This window comes from Cryobacterium sp. TMT2-14 (genome assembly GCF_004402465.1).
GTDB lineage: Bacteria > Actinomycetota > Actinomycetes > Actinomycetales > Microbacteriaceae > Cryobacterium > Cryobacterium sandaracinum.
In genome coordinates this window covers 275,728-292,125 of the sequence record NZ_SOFV01000009.1, presented here as the reverse complement: position 1 = coordinate 292,125, position 16,398 = coordinate 275,728, and the positions used below count along the sequence as shown (strand labels likewise).

The following is a 16,398-nucleotide window of genomic DNA, read 5'->3' as shown; positions in this document are numbered from 1 at the left end:
CACCACGGAAGATTACGCGCCCGACTTCTAGGTAGACGCATTCCAACCACGTGATGCGCGGCAACTTCGAGTCCAACCGGCCTGATGGGCCAGATTTTGTATCACAGGGATGATACAGCACTGGCACGTGTCATGTGACTGATACGGATTGCACCCCGTATCACCCGAGTGACACAGGGTTTTCTGTATCACTTCGTTGACACAGGAGGCCCCCCGTATCACTTGATTGACACAGTTTTCGGGCGGATCTTCTGGACATTGGGTGACTTGACGGCCACTTCCGGCCCAGATTACCAAGTTACCAGCCGATTACCACGTCTTGGTAACTCATTTTTCCCTGGTCAGAAGACAAATTCAACGCAACATTACCAGATTACCAAAATGTGGAGGGTGCATATATAGATAGAAGAAACATACTTCCCTCTAGACAGAGGTGTCTCTCTCTTTCTCTATATGTATATCTATATCTGGGTAATTTGGTAATTAAAGTTAAAAAGGGGCCTGGTGGCCAGTGTTTATATGGGATCGGGAGATTACCATTTGCTGGTAACCATTGGTAATCTTGGTAATGAAGAGGGAATCTCATCTTTCCGGATCCTGGGCACCCGTCTCTGGCCCCTGCCGCGGGGCGCGGGGACTGCCCGCCCCCGAGAGCAGGCTTTTGAGGCTAGGAAAGAATGTGAGCCAACACCGCCGGCGTCTTCCACCGCATTGCAAGTCAGGTCAAGGTGGGTGCGCAGGTGAATTGCGGTGCGGGTAGGACTGCCCGCTTGAGCGAATTCACCCAGTTAACTGTCCACGACGAAGCCTCCTGACCCACTCACCGGTCACAGAATGGATTCTAACGGCCCCAATAGCAATTGGCGCACCCACGCTTGCACGGCCCCTTCAGCTCGTTAGCGAGGCGCACAGCGCCGTGAACTACATTATTTGGCCTCCGCCTTCTGGCTCATGACCGGTACAACAACAACTTCGTCAACTTCACCTCGCAGCATCCGCACCATAGACAACAACCGCTTCACGGATGGCCGGTTCACTCGCTTATCTTGCCAATGGACGAGAAAACCGTCCATTCCTCCGTAGGCTCCGGCCATGGGGATCCTGGAACTACTATTCGGTCGCAACCCACATGCGGAACGGCCGGCGGTGGCGGGCTACCAGCAATACGACGATCAGGCGCCGGGCACCGGACGGCTCGATCGTCGTTGAGACCTACACGCCGGAGCAGACCGCGGCCCGAGTCGCGGCGTACCGGATTGGGCTCGAAGCGCGGGAACCGGTGCCGAAGCCGTACGAACGCCGGGGTCAAGAAGAAGACTGTGGACGTAGCGACGCTCCGCGTTTTGGACCTGCGGTCGATCCCCGCCACCCAGTACCGCATCGTCGGATCCGCCTTTTCGGTGACGCAGGCTGGGCGGTACGCACACGGCGCCGACCAGTACCTCCTGATCCGCGAGCCGCGAAACAAGCATGATCCGAATGCCGTGGCCGTCTACGGCAAAGGGCGTCGGGTCGGTTACGTATCCAGGACGAAAGCCGCGATGCTCGCTCCGATACTCGATCCGCTCCCCCAGGACGCGTTCCTCGTCAATGGCACCGGGATGGGCGCTGAAAAGCAGATGCAGGTCGGGATACCCGCCGCCGCGGGGTTGCAGAAATTCCTCAAGGCCCTCCCGGCCGAATAGGCATCTGAGCGAAGCCCCGCTCGACACGTTGCCGCCGCGGTACCGGCCCTTCTGGTCGTTACCGAAGCCGATGGGCTTGTCAGCTTCTGGCGGAGGCGTGCGACTCGGGTTCGACCATCATCGAGGCGATCCACGCATAGGCAGACGCATAGGCATAGGCAGCCGCACCCGATTCGCGCCGTACGGACGGCTCCCTGCTCCGGAGTGAGAATACCAACGCGCGTGAGCTGCCGATGTATGACCCAGTGTTTCCCGTTCGAGGCTCTTGTCAGGTGCCGCCCTCCCTGTGACGGTCGGCACGGTCGCGCCAATCTGATGCATGCGCACGCAGGTGGAGCCGGTCGACGTCACTCTGCCCCAGGATGGCCCGCAAGACGCAAACGGACATCGGGTCAGGGTCCAAAGCACGTGAGGTTGCGCACCTCGCGCGTGGCGCGGGCGGGGCAGGCACGGGCCGGAAACGTGGTGCCCGGGTGGCCGACGAAGGTGAATGAAATCCGAAACAATCAACCACGACATGTCGGAGGCGAGCCTCCGTTCCAGCCGATCTGAGATGTTGCGCATAGACCTTGTATGCACACACCAGCCAAACCCAAGTCCAAACCCGCTCGCACAACCGAGGAACTCGATGCGTATATCGCCCTCATTGTCTCCGGCGCGCCGCCGCTCACGCCCGGACAGCTGGGAAGCCTCAACCTCCTGCTCCGTCCTCTGGGAACGGAGATGCTTGCACCAGCCGCTCAATAAGCTCTTGCTCCGAGGTAGATAGACCATGACAGTTACCGCCTGGGATTACAGCAGACCTCGTTTGCTCCCCTCCTCGATCAGGTCAATATGCACACCAAGGACGTGCTCGCCGAGCAGGTCACAGCGCCCACGTTCAAGGACGCCATCGAGCTGTACGACTGGGCAGCTGTGATCGAGCTACTAACGCTCGATCACAGCTGAGCCGCTGTCAAGGCTGTCGGAGCGACAGTCCCTCAGCGCAGAGCGCGCCATTCTGCAATGGCCTTGTGAGCGATGTCGACAATGTCGCCAGACGCACCATAGGAAGCCAGGAGCCCCAGGAAATCCTCCGGCGTGCGGGCAATCGGATCCTGACTCTGCTCAGTTCCGTACTTGTAGTCGCCCAAGACGTCACCGACCGGATCGGGACGTCCCGCCTGGCTGACCAGCCAGTCATGAAACCGCAGGTCACCGTCAGCGCGCTGCAGCGACATCTGATTCTCCCCGACGTCGCCGACGTCACCGGTGGCCGCGAACTGATCGAGAGCGCCCCGGAGGTGGGTCCAGCGCGGAGGCTGGTAGTCATGGGCCTTCGGGCGCTGGCTACTGACACCGCGCAAAGCACCCCGCGCGTAGCTGTACTCGAGTTCCGATACACCGATCTCGACGTTCGGATTGTCCCGCTCCAGCCGCGAGATCGGCAGCCCGATGGCAGCGGCCGCCCAGATCAGCTGTCCGTTCGTGATGTACGAGCGCACCGGCTTGAGAAATTCCTCGGCCTTGTGCTTGAGACTGTAGCTGCCGGTCGCCGGCTCGGCTGCGGGCGTGAACATCTGTAAAAACTCAGCAGCCAGAATCACGTCGGAGTACAGTTCTTTGCCCCCGAAGATCAGGCCATCAGCGTTACGATACGGCTTATCTGCGTTCACGCCGAACTCACCGAGGTCGGGGTACGTGTCCAGTGCCTGCATCAGCTGCGCAACCGTGATGCGGTCACCCAGGATCCCCTGGGTCAGAGGCGATGCGACTTCGCGAAGTGCTGTCGTGTAGTTCGTCCCAGTCAACTGGGCCCACGTGCGGGCATCCCGCTGAACCTGGCGACGGTTGTCGTGATTTGAAGTAGTCATACTCATTCCAATTCATGCTCCAGATCCCACGCTCCGGAGCACTGGGAAGAGTGACTCGAAGAGGTCTTGCTTCTGCTGGACGGGCGACCCTTATCCTCAGCATCTGCATCGCGTGGGCGATGAAGATTCGGAGATTGGCAGTCCAGACTGCACACGATTATCTTACGGCCAGTGCTGCAGAAACTTCCAGAAAAGTTCAGAATCGGTCTGGTTTGCCGTTGTGGCGGGGTAGCTCTGCTGGTACTTCAGGCAGGTGAGCAAGATCCCCATGCAGGCGCTGCTACCGTTCTGCCGGCGGGGCACCCGTGTGCGCTCCGGCGCTCGCGCTACGGTCGAAACATGTCGCTGACGAGCCATCTCAAGGACCCAGTATCGCCAGTTCGACAGTTCATATATGAGAGTGCCCCAGACCTCGCCCTGGCGGGCACCCGCGGAGCGCAGGGCAAGGCGATGGCGACGCGGTTCGACTTCGACAAGCTCACTGTGCTCGAGACGCAGATCCCCATTCCTGCGGAGGTAACGCACTCCCAGCGGAAGAGCCACGCGGTCGCGGCGGGGATCGCGCTCGACTACCGCATCCGGATGAGCCTGCCTAGATTCGAAGTTGCTGAGACCGCTGCGTGGAAGGGCCTCGAACGCCTCCGGGCGAACCCAAACACCGTGCACCGCGGCAGGCACATCGCGCGTCTGTTGCAGGATGCGCTGAACTTCGCCTATCTGACCCTCAGAGAAAAGGACCCGCATCCGCTGAGTCTTGCCCGGGTGTCGGTACCGCTTGCATGGTGCGAAGCGATCTACCGCGCCGGGCCCATCACGGCGCTCACGAACGACCTGGGGCGACAGATCAAACGCGCGAAGACTGCCGCCGAACTGATGATGAGCATCGACGATGCGCTGATCTTCGATATCGCGAAAATGCACAAGTCGCTCACCCCGCTCCTCGAGGAGTGGAATGGAGCCGTGTCCGACGGCTTCGACTACACGCCGAACCCGACCTTCCCCGGGGCTCTGGCAATCGGCGGCGCGGACGCTGACCTTGCGATCAACGACCTGCTCGTCGACTTCAAAACCCGTGAGGAGATCACAAACCCGTGGCTGCGGGACACCCTGTTCCAACTGCTCGGCTACACCCTCCTCGACCTCGACGACTCGCTCGGCATTCGCCGCGTAGCTATCCTGCTTCCACGTCAGCCGTACATCGCGATCTGGACGCTGGACGATCTCTTAGGCCGAGACGCCGACGAAGCCCTACCGAAGCTCCGCGAGGCATTCGCCGGCCTGCTCACCACGATGCTTTCTAGCCAGCTCGTCGAGGACGAGACGGAAGACGAAGAGACCGATGTAGAGCCTGACAGAATCACGACATGATCGATGACTTTGTCCCCCAGAGAGACGAGCTCCGGAGGTCTGCGGAACAGCTTCGACGCTGGGACACTCAGCGGAGGTGGACTAGCCGCACGGCTACAGCAGACATTGGCAGAAGGTTCTCCGGATCTGCGGAAGGTCAGACTCCACGGGCACGCCCTGGAGAGCGGAACCCAGAGATCCCTATCACCTGCATCGCCAGGTCGATGTACTTGGAATTAGCCTCATCGTGGAACTGATCGGCGAGTAGATCACTATGTCAGATCCCGTTGGTCCATTCATGATCGGGCTTGTTACCCACGACGAAATGTTCGTCACCGCAGATTGCGCAGTCGTCGTCGTCGGATGAGAAGTGTCCATGGGGGTCAAGTTCATCGGCGTCAGCCTCTTCGCCGCAAACGGAACAAGATTCACTCGTCATGTTTCTCCTTCGACAATATTCGGTTCGGTTACCTCCGCACGAATTGCTTTGTGGGAGGCCCGTGAGAGCGATTCTAGGCCCCAGCCAGTCGCTGAGCCGGCAGGTACCACAATGACGCCGCGCAGCGTAGAGAGGGTCCCAGACGCGACTCGCCGGCATCGCCAATCTCCCGCGGTGTCGGCGAGCAGATCCACGTTGAGATTCCCGATAGTTGGGTTGATAGGAGCGTAAACGCCCAAAGGCTGCCCGAAGTGGTCGAAGCATGGCGGGTCGGGGTTGACCCTCGAATGGTGGTTCTTAGGCTTGCCGGGCTCCCCTCGCTTGGCACGAGGGACATGCGCGGTCGACCGCCCGGTGGCTCCACTACGGTTAGGGCAACATGCCAATTCCAAAGTTCGACGCTGGCTCCCCACGAGAGCTTGCCTCGGTTATGCACGGTGACGCATGGGACCTGTTGAGAAATTTCCCAGCGGCAACATTCGACTCAGTCCTGACCGACCCGCCCTTCGCCATCGGACTAACGAAGAATGAGTACGGTCGTCCCCATTGGGACCGCTCCAAGATTGCGTTGGACCCAGCCTTCTGGCAGGAGGTACGTCGGGTTATGAAGCCCGGAGCGAATCTCCTGGCGTTCGGCCATCCCAAGACTTTCGCACGCATGTCCGTTGCCATCGAGGATGCCGGTTTCGAAGTCGTCGATTGCCTGGCGCTCATCCACGGGCAGGGCTTCCCCGCCGGGTTCCGTCATCTTGACGGGGAGTTGAACCGGGTGGGCGCCACCGACATCGCCGGTGATTACGCCGGGTTCGGCAACATGATGCGTCCGGCGTTGGAACCCATCCTCATGTTCCGCAACAAGTCCTCCAGGGAATCGTTGGCGAGCGTGATAGCGGCCGGCGGTGTCGGCGGTCTAAACGTTGAGGCATGTCGGATACCCGCCGGCACGGAGGACCGCAGCCGAACGCCAGGCCTCGTGAACAGCAATCAGACATGGCGGGTTGAACGTCCCGCCGGAACAAAGTCCACTCCCCCGAGCGCAGGCCGTATGCCGAGTAACGTGTTGCTGCACCACGCGGAAAGCTGTGCCGAAGACCAATGTGTCGCGGAGTGCCCAGTAGGCCAGGTGCACGAGCAGGGTTTGGCGTCGCGCGGTCGCAACGAGGACGCGACGCGTTTTTACCAGACCTTCTTCCACCACCCCAAGGCGACGAAGGACGAGCGACCCGAAGTCGATGGGATGTCTGGGCCCACGGTCAAGTCCTTGGCTGTCATGGATTGGCTCGTGCGACTGGCCACGCGCCCGGGACAGCTCGTCCTGGACCCGTTCGCCGGCACGGGTACGACGCTGGAGGCGTGCGCTCGAGCTGGCGTGAGGTCAATCGGCTTCGAAAAGGAAACGGCGTACCTGCCTCTCATTAGCCAGAGGCTTGATCGCTTGGTCTGATCGGCCTATCCGTCTGCGCCTCCCGAGGGTTTGTTGGTGCGATTCGCGTTTCTCAATACGCCCATCTACGTGTTTCTTGAAGCGCCTGAACCCGTTCCGGCGATTGTTCGCCAGCAGCCCGGGACCTCAGCCAGTGTCCCAGCGCTTCACTTGTGCGATCTCGAGAGGAATCGCCATTCGCCCTAGTAGAACGGGTCGTGCCTCAGGCCGTTCCCCAGCTCGTTGATGCGGTCGAAAACCTCAAGAGTGTCGACGCCTGCAAGTCCCAGCCGCAGATGAAGTGTCGCGCGGTCGTGAGCGTCCTGACGCAGCGACGCTCGGACCCCGACCGGGAGCCATGACACTCCGACCGCGCCGTCCGGCTCAAGTGCGAGGTCCGGCGCAGAGGGTGCGTACGCTAGGAATTTCCCCTGGGGTGTTCGTGGCTGGGCCGACGGCAAGAATTGGGTCGGGTGTTTCATCTTATTCGGGAGCCCTTGCTATCGCTGGGCAAGGAGGGGCAGTTTCCGGTGCCGCGAATGCGCGAGTCCAGGCTAAGCCCGGATTCGTTCCAGCAACTCCCCTACTTCCGCTCTATCACTGGGAGTTCCGGCCATTTGAGGCGACGCGTCCTTGCCGGATCAAGCAGACAATGTCAGCCGTGCCGGGTCCGGCTGGCTCGGACAGTGACGTTTCCTGAGAGACGACTTCAGCGCTTGCCGATTGTGAGGCGCAAGTCCGCCTCTCGGAGATTCCCCGCAGCAACGAGACGGTCGATCGCTCCGGCGATCACCGCCGCTATCGCAACTGACGTACGGTTCCACCCCAGGGCCCGTGACACTGCTTCGACCACATCAGGCCGGCTTGCGCCGGCCGCGTCACGAACGACGCAGTGCACCGCTAGTTCAAGTTCACGCGGATGAACTTGGTCGATGGATCGCGCTTGGAATGGAGATGACGTCCTGACTTCGCTCAACGGCGTCGTTCCGAACATCAGGAAGTCTCCGTCCACATCAACATCAGCCAATTGGACCGCACGCTGCAACGTTGCCCGAATGCGGTGCCCCACACGTCCAATGCCCGCAGTCTCGCGTAAGCGTGTACTCAGCACTTCAAAGTGAACTGGGCTCTCGGCCTCGACGACTCGTTGCACGAACGGAACGATGTGGTGCGCGTTGGCCGTTTCGCCCAGCTCAATTCCCAAGGGAAAATGCTCACGTTCCGCCGTTTTGTAGGGCACGAGCCACTCCGGCACGCTGACAGGCGAGGAGTCACGCTCTTCGACGACATTAGGCAGCTTTCGAAGCTGCTGCCGGGCCACGAGCCGCCCGGAAATCGGCGCTTTGCTGCGCGATTCGAGGAGTTCCTTCAGTCGCGCAATCTCGCGGTCCCTGTTTCGATACCACGCGGTTCCCCAAATGTGGTGGATCTGCCAGCCGAGCCCTTCCAACACCTCGTGCCGAAGACGATCTCGATCTCGAGCCGTTCGAGAGGAGTGGTACATGGCACCGTCGCATTCGACGCCAAGCATGAATACGCCCGGCGCATCCGGGTGCTTCACACCAATGTCGATGCGGAAGCCCGCCACCCCGACCTGGGGCTGCACCTCATATCCCCAGCTCCGGATGGCATCGATTACCGAGTCCTCAAATGGCGAGTCGGTTCCGCGGCCCTCAGACCCGAGTTCAAGCGTTAGCGCCTTCGTCCCTCGCTCTGCAAAGTCAAGGTACCGCCGCAGGTGCCGACTGCCTTCGCTGGCAGTCTCACCGATTTGAGAGGCTGTCATCGACGAGACAACCTCAACGAGCCGGCGGGCTCGGGTGATCGCGACATTCAGGCGCCGTTCCCCACCCTTTCGATTGATGGGCCCGAAGTTCCGATAGACCTTCCCCGACTCATCCGGGCCGTATCCGATCGACAGGATAATGACGTCGCGTTCGTCGCCCTGCACCTCCTCGAGACTTTTGACGAAAAGGCCATCGAGGCGATCGTCCTGGAAGAATCGATCGAGATCTGGGCGCTCGGAGCGGGCAACAGTTATGGCGTTGTCGATACTGTCCCGCTGTGCGGCAGAGAAAGCGACAACTCCCAGGCTCGCTTGAGGTCGCGTGTCGAAGTGGTTGATCACTCTCTGGGCCACGGCTAGGGCTTCTTTGGGGTTGTCCTGCCCGTTCGACCTCCTGTACACGCCGTCGATCAGGTAGAACTTGACTCCGAGGTTCTCGTCTTCATCGATTGCCCCGGGGAAAGTTACGAGACGCCCCTCGTAGAACGAGTGGTTGCTGTACGCGATCAGGTGCTCATGGCGGCTACGGTAGTGCCACCGCAATGTCATGGTGTTGAAGCCCCCACTTGACTTCATCAAGTCCAGGATCGATTCATAGTCATTGGCTAGGTCGTCTTCATCGTCATCCTCGTCGATCGCGATACCGGCCGCGAAGAACGATGTCGGCGGAAGCTGACGTTGGTCGCCAGCGGTAATGAGCGCCTTCCCACGGTAGATGCAGTTGATCGCGTCGCCGGGAGTGACCTGACTTGCCTCGTCAAAAATGACGACGTCGAATTCAATGTCACTTGGGAGATATTGCGACACCGCGAGCGGACTCATCATGAAACACGGATGAATCGCCTGAATAACGTCCCGCGCCTGGTCGACGAGTTCCCGAACGGCTATGTGGCGCCGTTTCTTCTCCCCCTCGCGTCGGATGAGGGCGGACTGGCCATAGCCCGTCTTCGGGCGTCTGGAGACCGCCAACTGGACAATTTCATTGCTCGCGTCGTCGATGAGTTCACGATCGATCTTCCGAAACTCGGTGACCAAATCGTCACGATTCTCGCCGAACTTGCCGACCAGTCGGGAGTCGTGCCTCAGGAAATGGTTAACCCAGTGACGCAGCGTTGCCTGCTCGATGCGGTCAGCGACGACTTCGGCGGCAACGTCGGATCTCAGAAGGGCGTCAACAACATTGCCGAGGCCAAGTTCAGTGAGCCGTGTGCGCGCGGCGTTCGCGGCGAGCCATGACTCCGGTCCGTTCCTGTCTGCGAGGAGTTCGACCAGATGCAAGTCGCCCCGAAGTCGATCCTCCAACTCCGATTCCAACAGGTCAGCGCGTGGAGAAGCGAAGTGGTTCTTGAGAGCAGCAAGTCTCAGCTCCCACTCGCCACCGTCGGCCGCGACGCCATCAGGTGTGTTCGCTGTGCTCAAAGCAGCAAGTTGGTCATTCGTGAGGACTCGGACAGCGCCGTTGTCAGCGACGGCCGCTTGGACGTCGCGCGTCCACTTGAGTTTGTCCTTGAGCGCCGAAACCTGTCCTGTGCCGAAGTTGGTCCCGGCCAGGGCAAGGGTTGGCGCGAGTCTGGCCCGGATGGCTTCGAATTGCTGGACTTCCGCGTCGGCGTCGATGCGGGCCTGAGCTGAGTCCCAGGCTTGGCCTATCGGTGGATCGATGTCGAGCCCCGCCACGATGTGTCGAAGTTCGTCTTCGATTCTGGAGGCTTCTCGTTCGCTCTTCATCATGAGGAGGCGAGCCGCATTGGGAGCGCCTTCGCCGATTTCAAGCGGGACGTGGAGGATGCCGGCAGAAGCGACAGTTCGCCAGTGCGCCAGCTGCCCGATGAGAAGTTCAGCCTGCGCTGCGCTCAACGCGCGCGTGGCGTCGTCATTGAGGGACCGATGGAGAGCGATTGGATCTGAAATTTCCGCCGACGAGAGGATGATCTGGGCGGCCTCAAACGCTTGTTCGGTTTCGGACCAGCCCTTATCTGCCACCGAATATCTCCCCAGGAGGTGGGCGAACTGGGTCTCGAGCGAGGAACGGGTCTCTCTGGCGTCTTGCCAGGTGGAAGCGAGTGGAAGCTTCAGCACAGACATCTTGGCGGATCCGGACGAGACTCCAGCTATCGTTCGGCGAACTTCCTTTGCTTCGCGACCAAAACGCCGGGTGAAGGAGGCACTGGCTTTGACGGTGACGCTGAGGGCTGTAGCGTCCAGTGCTTGGATACCGTCCGTGAAATATTCACGTGCGGATGCTGCCGCCTCCAGTTCGTCCTGAATTGACTCTCGAAGACCTCGTGCTCCGTCCCTGACCGAGTCAAGAGCGTCTTGAGACGTCAGCCATTCAGCGTTTGGCCTGTTCTTCATGAGCACCGCGTGGATGGCCGCACCAAATGCATCGAAGCCCGCGATGAATTGCGGAGCTCGAAGCCCGACTAGTTCGGACAACACCGCCGCGGTTGCGATCAGAGCAGACACTATCGCTGCACCATCCGCGGAGGCGCTTCTGGCCTGCTCCAGCTCGCTCAGCCGCAACGTCTCAGCTCCCGGCAGGACAGTTGCCAAACTGGTGTCGATGCGGCGGTTAATCGTTGGAATTGGGCTGTCGCGCCAATTGGGACCGCAGAGTACCTGAGTGGCTGAGTCAACAGCCATGAACTCCACCACCGCTCTGGCGTATTCATCCACCGAGTTGGAGAGCCCCAGAACATCCTGGTTCAGAAGCCAATCTGGGCTGTGAACTCCCTCATTCCGATTCCAGACTGCGAGGAGTTCGACCGCACGCTTCCACTTCGATGTTGCCTCAAGTCCGAAGTATCGTCGTCCAGGCAACACCGCCTCAAGGGATTGGTGAAGGGCGCGGAGTGCACCACGCGCGGTATCGAGGTCGTAGCGAAGCGATTCCGTCTCTTCAAGGCCCCACCAAGGGTCATTATTACCCCGTCGGATTACGTCCCAGTAGTCGGCGGCCTTGACTGCTTCCATTTTAATTTCAGCCAGTTGGGTTGGATGAAGTTCTTTGGCCGCAAATACAGGGGCCGGCGATTCGCCGGACGCTGCAATCGCTTCTAGCGAGCCGAGCACCTCGTGGACGGTCAATTCAAGCGGAGCTCGAACCTCGTTCATAGCATCGGCGTAGTCGTTGAGTGTTCCCCGGAGCTCCGTGGACCGCATCCGCGTGATCGGTTTGGGGCGGCCGACAGGAACCGGTTTGACGTCAAGCGCTCCGGCAAGTCGCGCCGCTACTTCACTTCTGACGGCCCGATGGCTGTGCAGTTCAAAAAGGAAAGACCCGAGTCCACGCTCATTGAGCCGATCACGCACAACATCCAACGCGACGACCTTCTCAGAAACGAAGAGAACCCGCTTCCCGTCGCTGATGAGTGCCGCAATAATATTCGCGATCGTCTGGCTTTTTCCCGTCCCTGGAGGGCCGTCCAGGACGAAACTCTTCCCCTCACGCGCAGCGGCGATCGCTGCCCGTTGGCTCGAGTCTGCATCTAGCACTAAGGGAGCGGACTCCGGCGGAGCCGACTCGTCAATTCGATCATCTCCGAGCATGTCAAAAGCGAACTGTTCCACTAGTCCCGATTGTGAACTCGCGATGACATTCAGAATGGGGCTTTCAAGAATCCGGTCCTCATTGTTTTCGAGATCCCGGAACATCGCCTCCTTCGCAAACATGAAATTCGACAGCGCGGCAAGTTCTTCGACTTCCCAACCTTCCGGAAGCTGGAGGGCACGGAAGAGATCCAGCGCAGCAGAAAGGCCGCTCGCCTCGATCGCCTCGTCAAGGTCTTCGATCGCAGGCAATCCCAAACCGAACTCGCGAAGTTTCAGGGCAAGCGCCGGATTCCCGGCGCGATCTTCCGAGGAGAAGTAGAGACGATGCGGCTGCCTGGGGCCGTCGCTTCGCAGCTCGACCGGGACGAATAGGAGTGGACTTCTCCGCGAGTCTCCTGAGTCATCCACCCACTTCAGCGCCCCGAACGCAATGTAAAGGATGTTCAGGCCCTTGTCCAAGAACTCCCGCTTGGCCGCGTTTGCCAGGTTCTTGAGAGCGCGGTCCACCTCGCGCTGCGTCTTGTCAGCGAACAGTTGCGCGGGAAACGCCTCGTAGTTGAAGGACTCGATGACGTCGAGCACCTGGTCCTCTAGTTGAGATTCATCATCATCGCTCTCGTCCACAACTACTGCGACCCTTGCGGGGGCAGGCGGTTTCGTACCAAGTGCGAAAACACCATCGTTACCCGAGACAAGATCGAAGACCTCTTCCGGTGTGTGACGGACGAATTCGAGGGTAGAAGATCTCGTCGGTCGGTAGTTGAGGAGACGATTCCGCCCACCCATATTGACGAGAGATTCCCGCCATTGACGCAGTGCGCTCTTCAGCTTCTCCTGATTGTCATCCACGGAAAGCTCCTAACCCCTTGGTTGCCCAGCTAGACCTGACGATAGTGCCAGCCAGCCAACCCGCCGGACGACCACGCCACCGGCGGCATGCATACGCACCGCCAAACGGCGCATGCTGCTAGTTAGTACGAGTGTTCGTCAGGTGACGGCCCACGTATCCAACATAGATTTTTCCGGTCCCAGCAGTGTCGTCGAAGTAGTACAAGCGGGGCGCAAAACTGTCGGAATGCGTCGGCTTGAAATGGGCGGTCATCATCATTTGTCCACTTCGATCTACTTGCTTCGGCACCGGGAAGACACGCTCTCTGCTCATCCGGGCGTTTCCCATAACCGATTCACTCTCCCCGGCGGCGTGCCGCTGAGGTGAGCACTTGCGACCTATCGTCGCCGAATCGTTCAAGTACTGGTGCACTGATCCTTGGAACCGTCCGTCTGTTCGTAGTTCCGCGTAGTCGTGGAGAATCAGCACGAATTCCCACATCTTCGCCACAACACGTCCGAAGGGATCTCTCTTGTCTATCTCAAGGGCTGACGATTCATCTCCCGTGAACTCAACGCGTGCCACAACAGGCACGTCGGAGACTCCCGGGGTCAGCCGGAGAATGAACTCCTCGATATTGTCTGGCGGTTCCCAGGCCGCCTCTTCCGGCTCTACGAAGGCATCCGCATATTGTTCGGCAGCCTGCAGTCGCTCACGAAGGATGCGCGCTTCGCGCGAGGCCTTTCTTGCCTCGTCACTGTCGATTCGTGCGGAGAGCTCTGCCTCCTCAACCTGCTCCCGCAGCCGGTCGATCTCGCCCTGTAAACCGCTTTTTGACGCAAGAAGGGACTCAATTTGTTCGCGCGCTACAGAATATCCATCAGCGTTTCGAGCGATGAACGAATCCAGCAACGCGACGGACTCCAGAGACACATCGGTTGCCCCGGTCCATCGACTTATCAGGCCAGCGATTGCTCGTCGGGTCCAATCCGCAACAGCGTTTGCCGCACCGCGACCCCTAGCCGGTCGCGTTTCAACGTTGTTATTGACAGATTTAGGAGTCTCAAGCTCAGGGCTCGGAGCGAGGGCCATCTGGCCGATTCGAGCCTCGCGCGTTATACGAGCATCTTCGCGAACCAGAAGCTCAGTCGACCGCCGAAGGTCGGCCGGCAACTCAAGCTCCACCAGCCGGCGCCTGGCTTGATGAGCATGCACAATTGGCAGCAACCCCGACACGCGCCCATTGTTTATCGATCTCGCAAATGTCGCTGCACCGAGAATTCGATGCCGGATCCCGTCCTGTGGATCCTCCAAGTCCACCTTCGGCGCGAAAGTCCGCACAGCACCACGTGGCACAGCATGGGAACTCGGCAGAAGTCGAGATAGTAGCTCAACCGCACTGTCGGCAATGACGAACGCTGTAGCGACGCCCACACTGTCGCGCATGAGCTGACCAACTATCGACTGCCATCGTTGGTCGGACACTTGGCCCGGCGATGAGGCGACCACGACGGACGCCGATCGGCCGGCATCCGCTATCGCGCTCAAGACCTCGTCGATGTTGTCTTCACGTACGACAATCGGGGATGGTGACAGCACCGTGCTGCTATCTCTCACGAGAGTGCTCTCAAGGAGATTGCGAACAAGGCGAGGAGGCCGGGCTTCACGCAGCGCATCGTCGACGCTCACGCCAGCCTGTTGGAGTTCGATAAGCAGGACCTGCTTGTCCCGCCTCGCGTTGGGAAGAGAACAGGCAGTCACTGACACGATCCATCGACCGGTGGGATTAGTCTCTTCCAGCCTGATCAACTGACGCGCACTCTGGTCGCGATCATCACTCAGCGTGACCACAGTCAACGTTGTACCCGCACCTAATTCGAAGACCCCGGCACCGTCCCACTCTGCAGATTCAAGTGAACCCCGGCTAGTCCGCAGCTTCGTTCGCAACCAGTCACGAACCTGATCCTCAGCGACTTTCACGGCATTCTCGCTGTCTTCAAGCCGAAGAATGGCACGATACCCAAGGGACATGACCCGCGGGCTCTCTCCCCAAATGTCGTTCTGGTCTGCCCCCACCGTCGCGGCTATCGTCGTATAAGTCATGTAGCGAACTCCCCCAAGTGGATCTGACCGACTCGCCGGTCACAGATTCAGGCTATTAGCAGAAACCCTCACGCCGGCCGCGTACCTCATCCCCACTTCGGGGCGCACTGCCCCACATCGTCGGAGGCCTGCGAGCTCGCCGAGCTGCAGCAGTCAGCATTGGCCGTACCCCACGAATACCTGGCCGAGCAGTCCCTTGCTCTGGAAAGCTTTGAGACCGAGCAGGCCGGCGCAGGCGGAGAAGTCACGCCCGGGAAAACGCTCATTGATGTGTTGCGCAGACACTGACGGGGGCTCCGGCCTGCGCCGGAGCCCTCGTCGCATCTACTTCGTACGGTCGTTGAGACGGTACGTCATGCCAGGACGGGGCGACGGAGGGAAAGGCTCGCCCCGCACGGACGTAACCTCGTGACCGGTGGTTCCACCGCGCGGACCGAAGAGACCATACTGGCCGCTGGTCGGGACGGTCTGGCCGGGCCGGAACTGTTGGTTATTGCGCTTGAAGGCTTCAACAGATAGTTATCCGGCAAGACTTAAGCCGTATGTCGGAACTCGAGGAAGCTCGCTCGCTCGCAAGTAAGCGAGCGACAACAGCATCGGATTCACGCTGCGATTGGCGCCGCCCGCGGGGCCAACACCGAACGTAGGACACCTGCTTGCGCGGGGGTAAGCGGCGGGGCGCACGCTATCAATCTAGCGACGTGCTCTTCAACGGTCATGATCTGCTCTGGCGTGTTCATAGCTGGTCCATGCGCGGTATCGTCAGAGCACAGGGTCAGCCCTCTGTACGACTGGGATCTCGCGACGTTCAATTTCGAGGGGCACCGCAATGACGACAACTGGAGCAACCCAAAGAATTGCCGTTGCGGGGACAGGGTTCCGGGGCGACGAGTACTCCGGCACGCTAAGGGTGTTGGACTAACAACGAGCAACTGATCGCGGAAGCCAATCGATTGGCCACCCAGTTGGCCACGATCTCAACTGCTTGCAGCAATAACGCACAAGAGGCAGCGCAACTGTCCTCAAGGATTGACTGGGCACGTCCTAGCTGGGCTACTGCCACTAGTCCCACCTGGGCTGCTCCCGCTGGCTCTGATTGCAGCGTGAACGACTGAACTCGGGCCGCTGTGGCCCGTAGCTCAGGGAGAGGGTCACGCGACCGAACCCAATGAACGTTCCATCCACGCTGCCCGAAAGGGGGATGGCAGCCTTCCGTCGGTTCGGCATGGCGCATCTCTGCTCGACTGCTTCAGGGTGCCACACTGACGCAAAGAGTCGACAGTCGGCTCCGACAGAGGGGGAAAATATGTCCAGTGCGTCGAGTGAAGTAGCCAGGTCAGGACATGCTCCCACAGCCCAAAATAAGGCTCTTGCGAACCTC

Annotated in this window: 7 protein-coding genes; 3 read left to right on the top strand and 4 right to left on the bottom strand. The window is 60.1% G+C overall.

All coding sequences use genetic code 11. From position 1 onward, the window contains the following. Nucleotides 1–926: 926 nt before the first annotated feature. Nucleotides 927–1,094, bottom strand: coding sequence for a hypothetical protein (locus E3O28_RS16220; RefSeq protein WP_166784723.1), 168 nt, complete (start codon nucleotides 1,092–1,094; stop codon nucleotides 927–929). A 225-nt stretch (nucleotides 1,095–1,319) separates the two neighbouring features. On the opposite strand from E3O28_RS16220, the gene E3O28_RS16215 reads away from it, so the two are divergent. Further along, nucleotides 1,320–1,685 (top strand): HIRAN domain-containing protein, encoded by a 366-nt coding sequence (locus E3O28_RS16215; RefSeq protein ID WP_166784722.1) that lies wholly within the window; start codon nucleotides 1,320–1,322, stop codon nucleotides 1,683–1,685. A 980-nt stretch (nucleotides 1,686–2,665) separates the two neighbouring features. On the opposite strand, the gene E3O28_RS03835 is transcribed toward E3O28_RS16215, so the two are convergent. Beyond that, nucleotides 2,666–3,538: a hypothetical protein gene (locus tag E3O28_RS03835; protein ID WP_134415215.1), complete on the bottom strand. Its 873-nt coding sequence runs from the start codon at nucleotides 3,536–3,538 to the stop codon at nucleotides 2,666–2,668. Between the two features lie 339 nt (nucleotides 3,539–3,877). Here E3O28_RS03835 and E3O28_RS03830 point away from each other — a divergent pair, with 339 nt between their 5' ends. Both E3O28_RS03830 and E3O28_RS03825 read left to right on the top strand, forming a co-directional pair. Beyond that, the gene (locus E3O28_RS03830; protein WP_134415214.1) at nucleotides 3,878–4,906 is read left to right on the top strand and encodes a hypothetical protein; all 1,029 of its coding nucleotides are present in this window, start codon (nucleotides 3,878–3,880) and stop codon (nucleotides 4,904–4,906) included. Between the two features lie 797 nt (nucleotides 4,907–5,703). Next, nucleotides 5,704–6,768, top strand: coding sequence for a DNA methyltransferase (locus E3O28_RS03825; protein ID WP_134415213.1), 1,065 nt, complete (start codon nucleotides 5,704–5,706; stop codon nucleotides 6,766–6,768). A gap of 688 nt (nucleotides 6,769–7,456) precedes the next feature. Here the strand turns inward: E3O28_RS03825 and E3O28_RS03820 are convergent. Both E3O28_RS03820 and E3O28_RS03815 read right to left on the bottom strand, forming a co-directional pair. After that, on the bottom strand, nucleotides 7,457–12,934 hold the full coding sequence (locus tag E3O28_RS03820) for a DUF3320 domain-containing protein (protein ID WP_134415212.1): 5,478 nt from the start codon (nucleotides 12,932–12,934) through the stop codon (nucleotides 7,457–7,459). A 118-nt stretch (nucleotides 12,935–13,052) separates the two neighbouring features. After that, nucleotides 13,053–15,017, bottom strand: coding sequence for a hypothetical protein (locus E3O28_RS03815; protein ID WP_134415211.1), 1,965 nt, complete (start codon nucleotides 15,015–15,017; stop codon nucleotides 13,053–13,055). Between the last annotated feature and the right edge of the window lie 1,381 nt (nucleotides 15,018–16,398).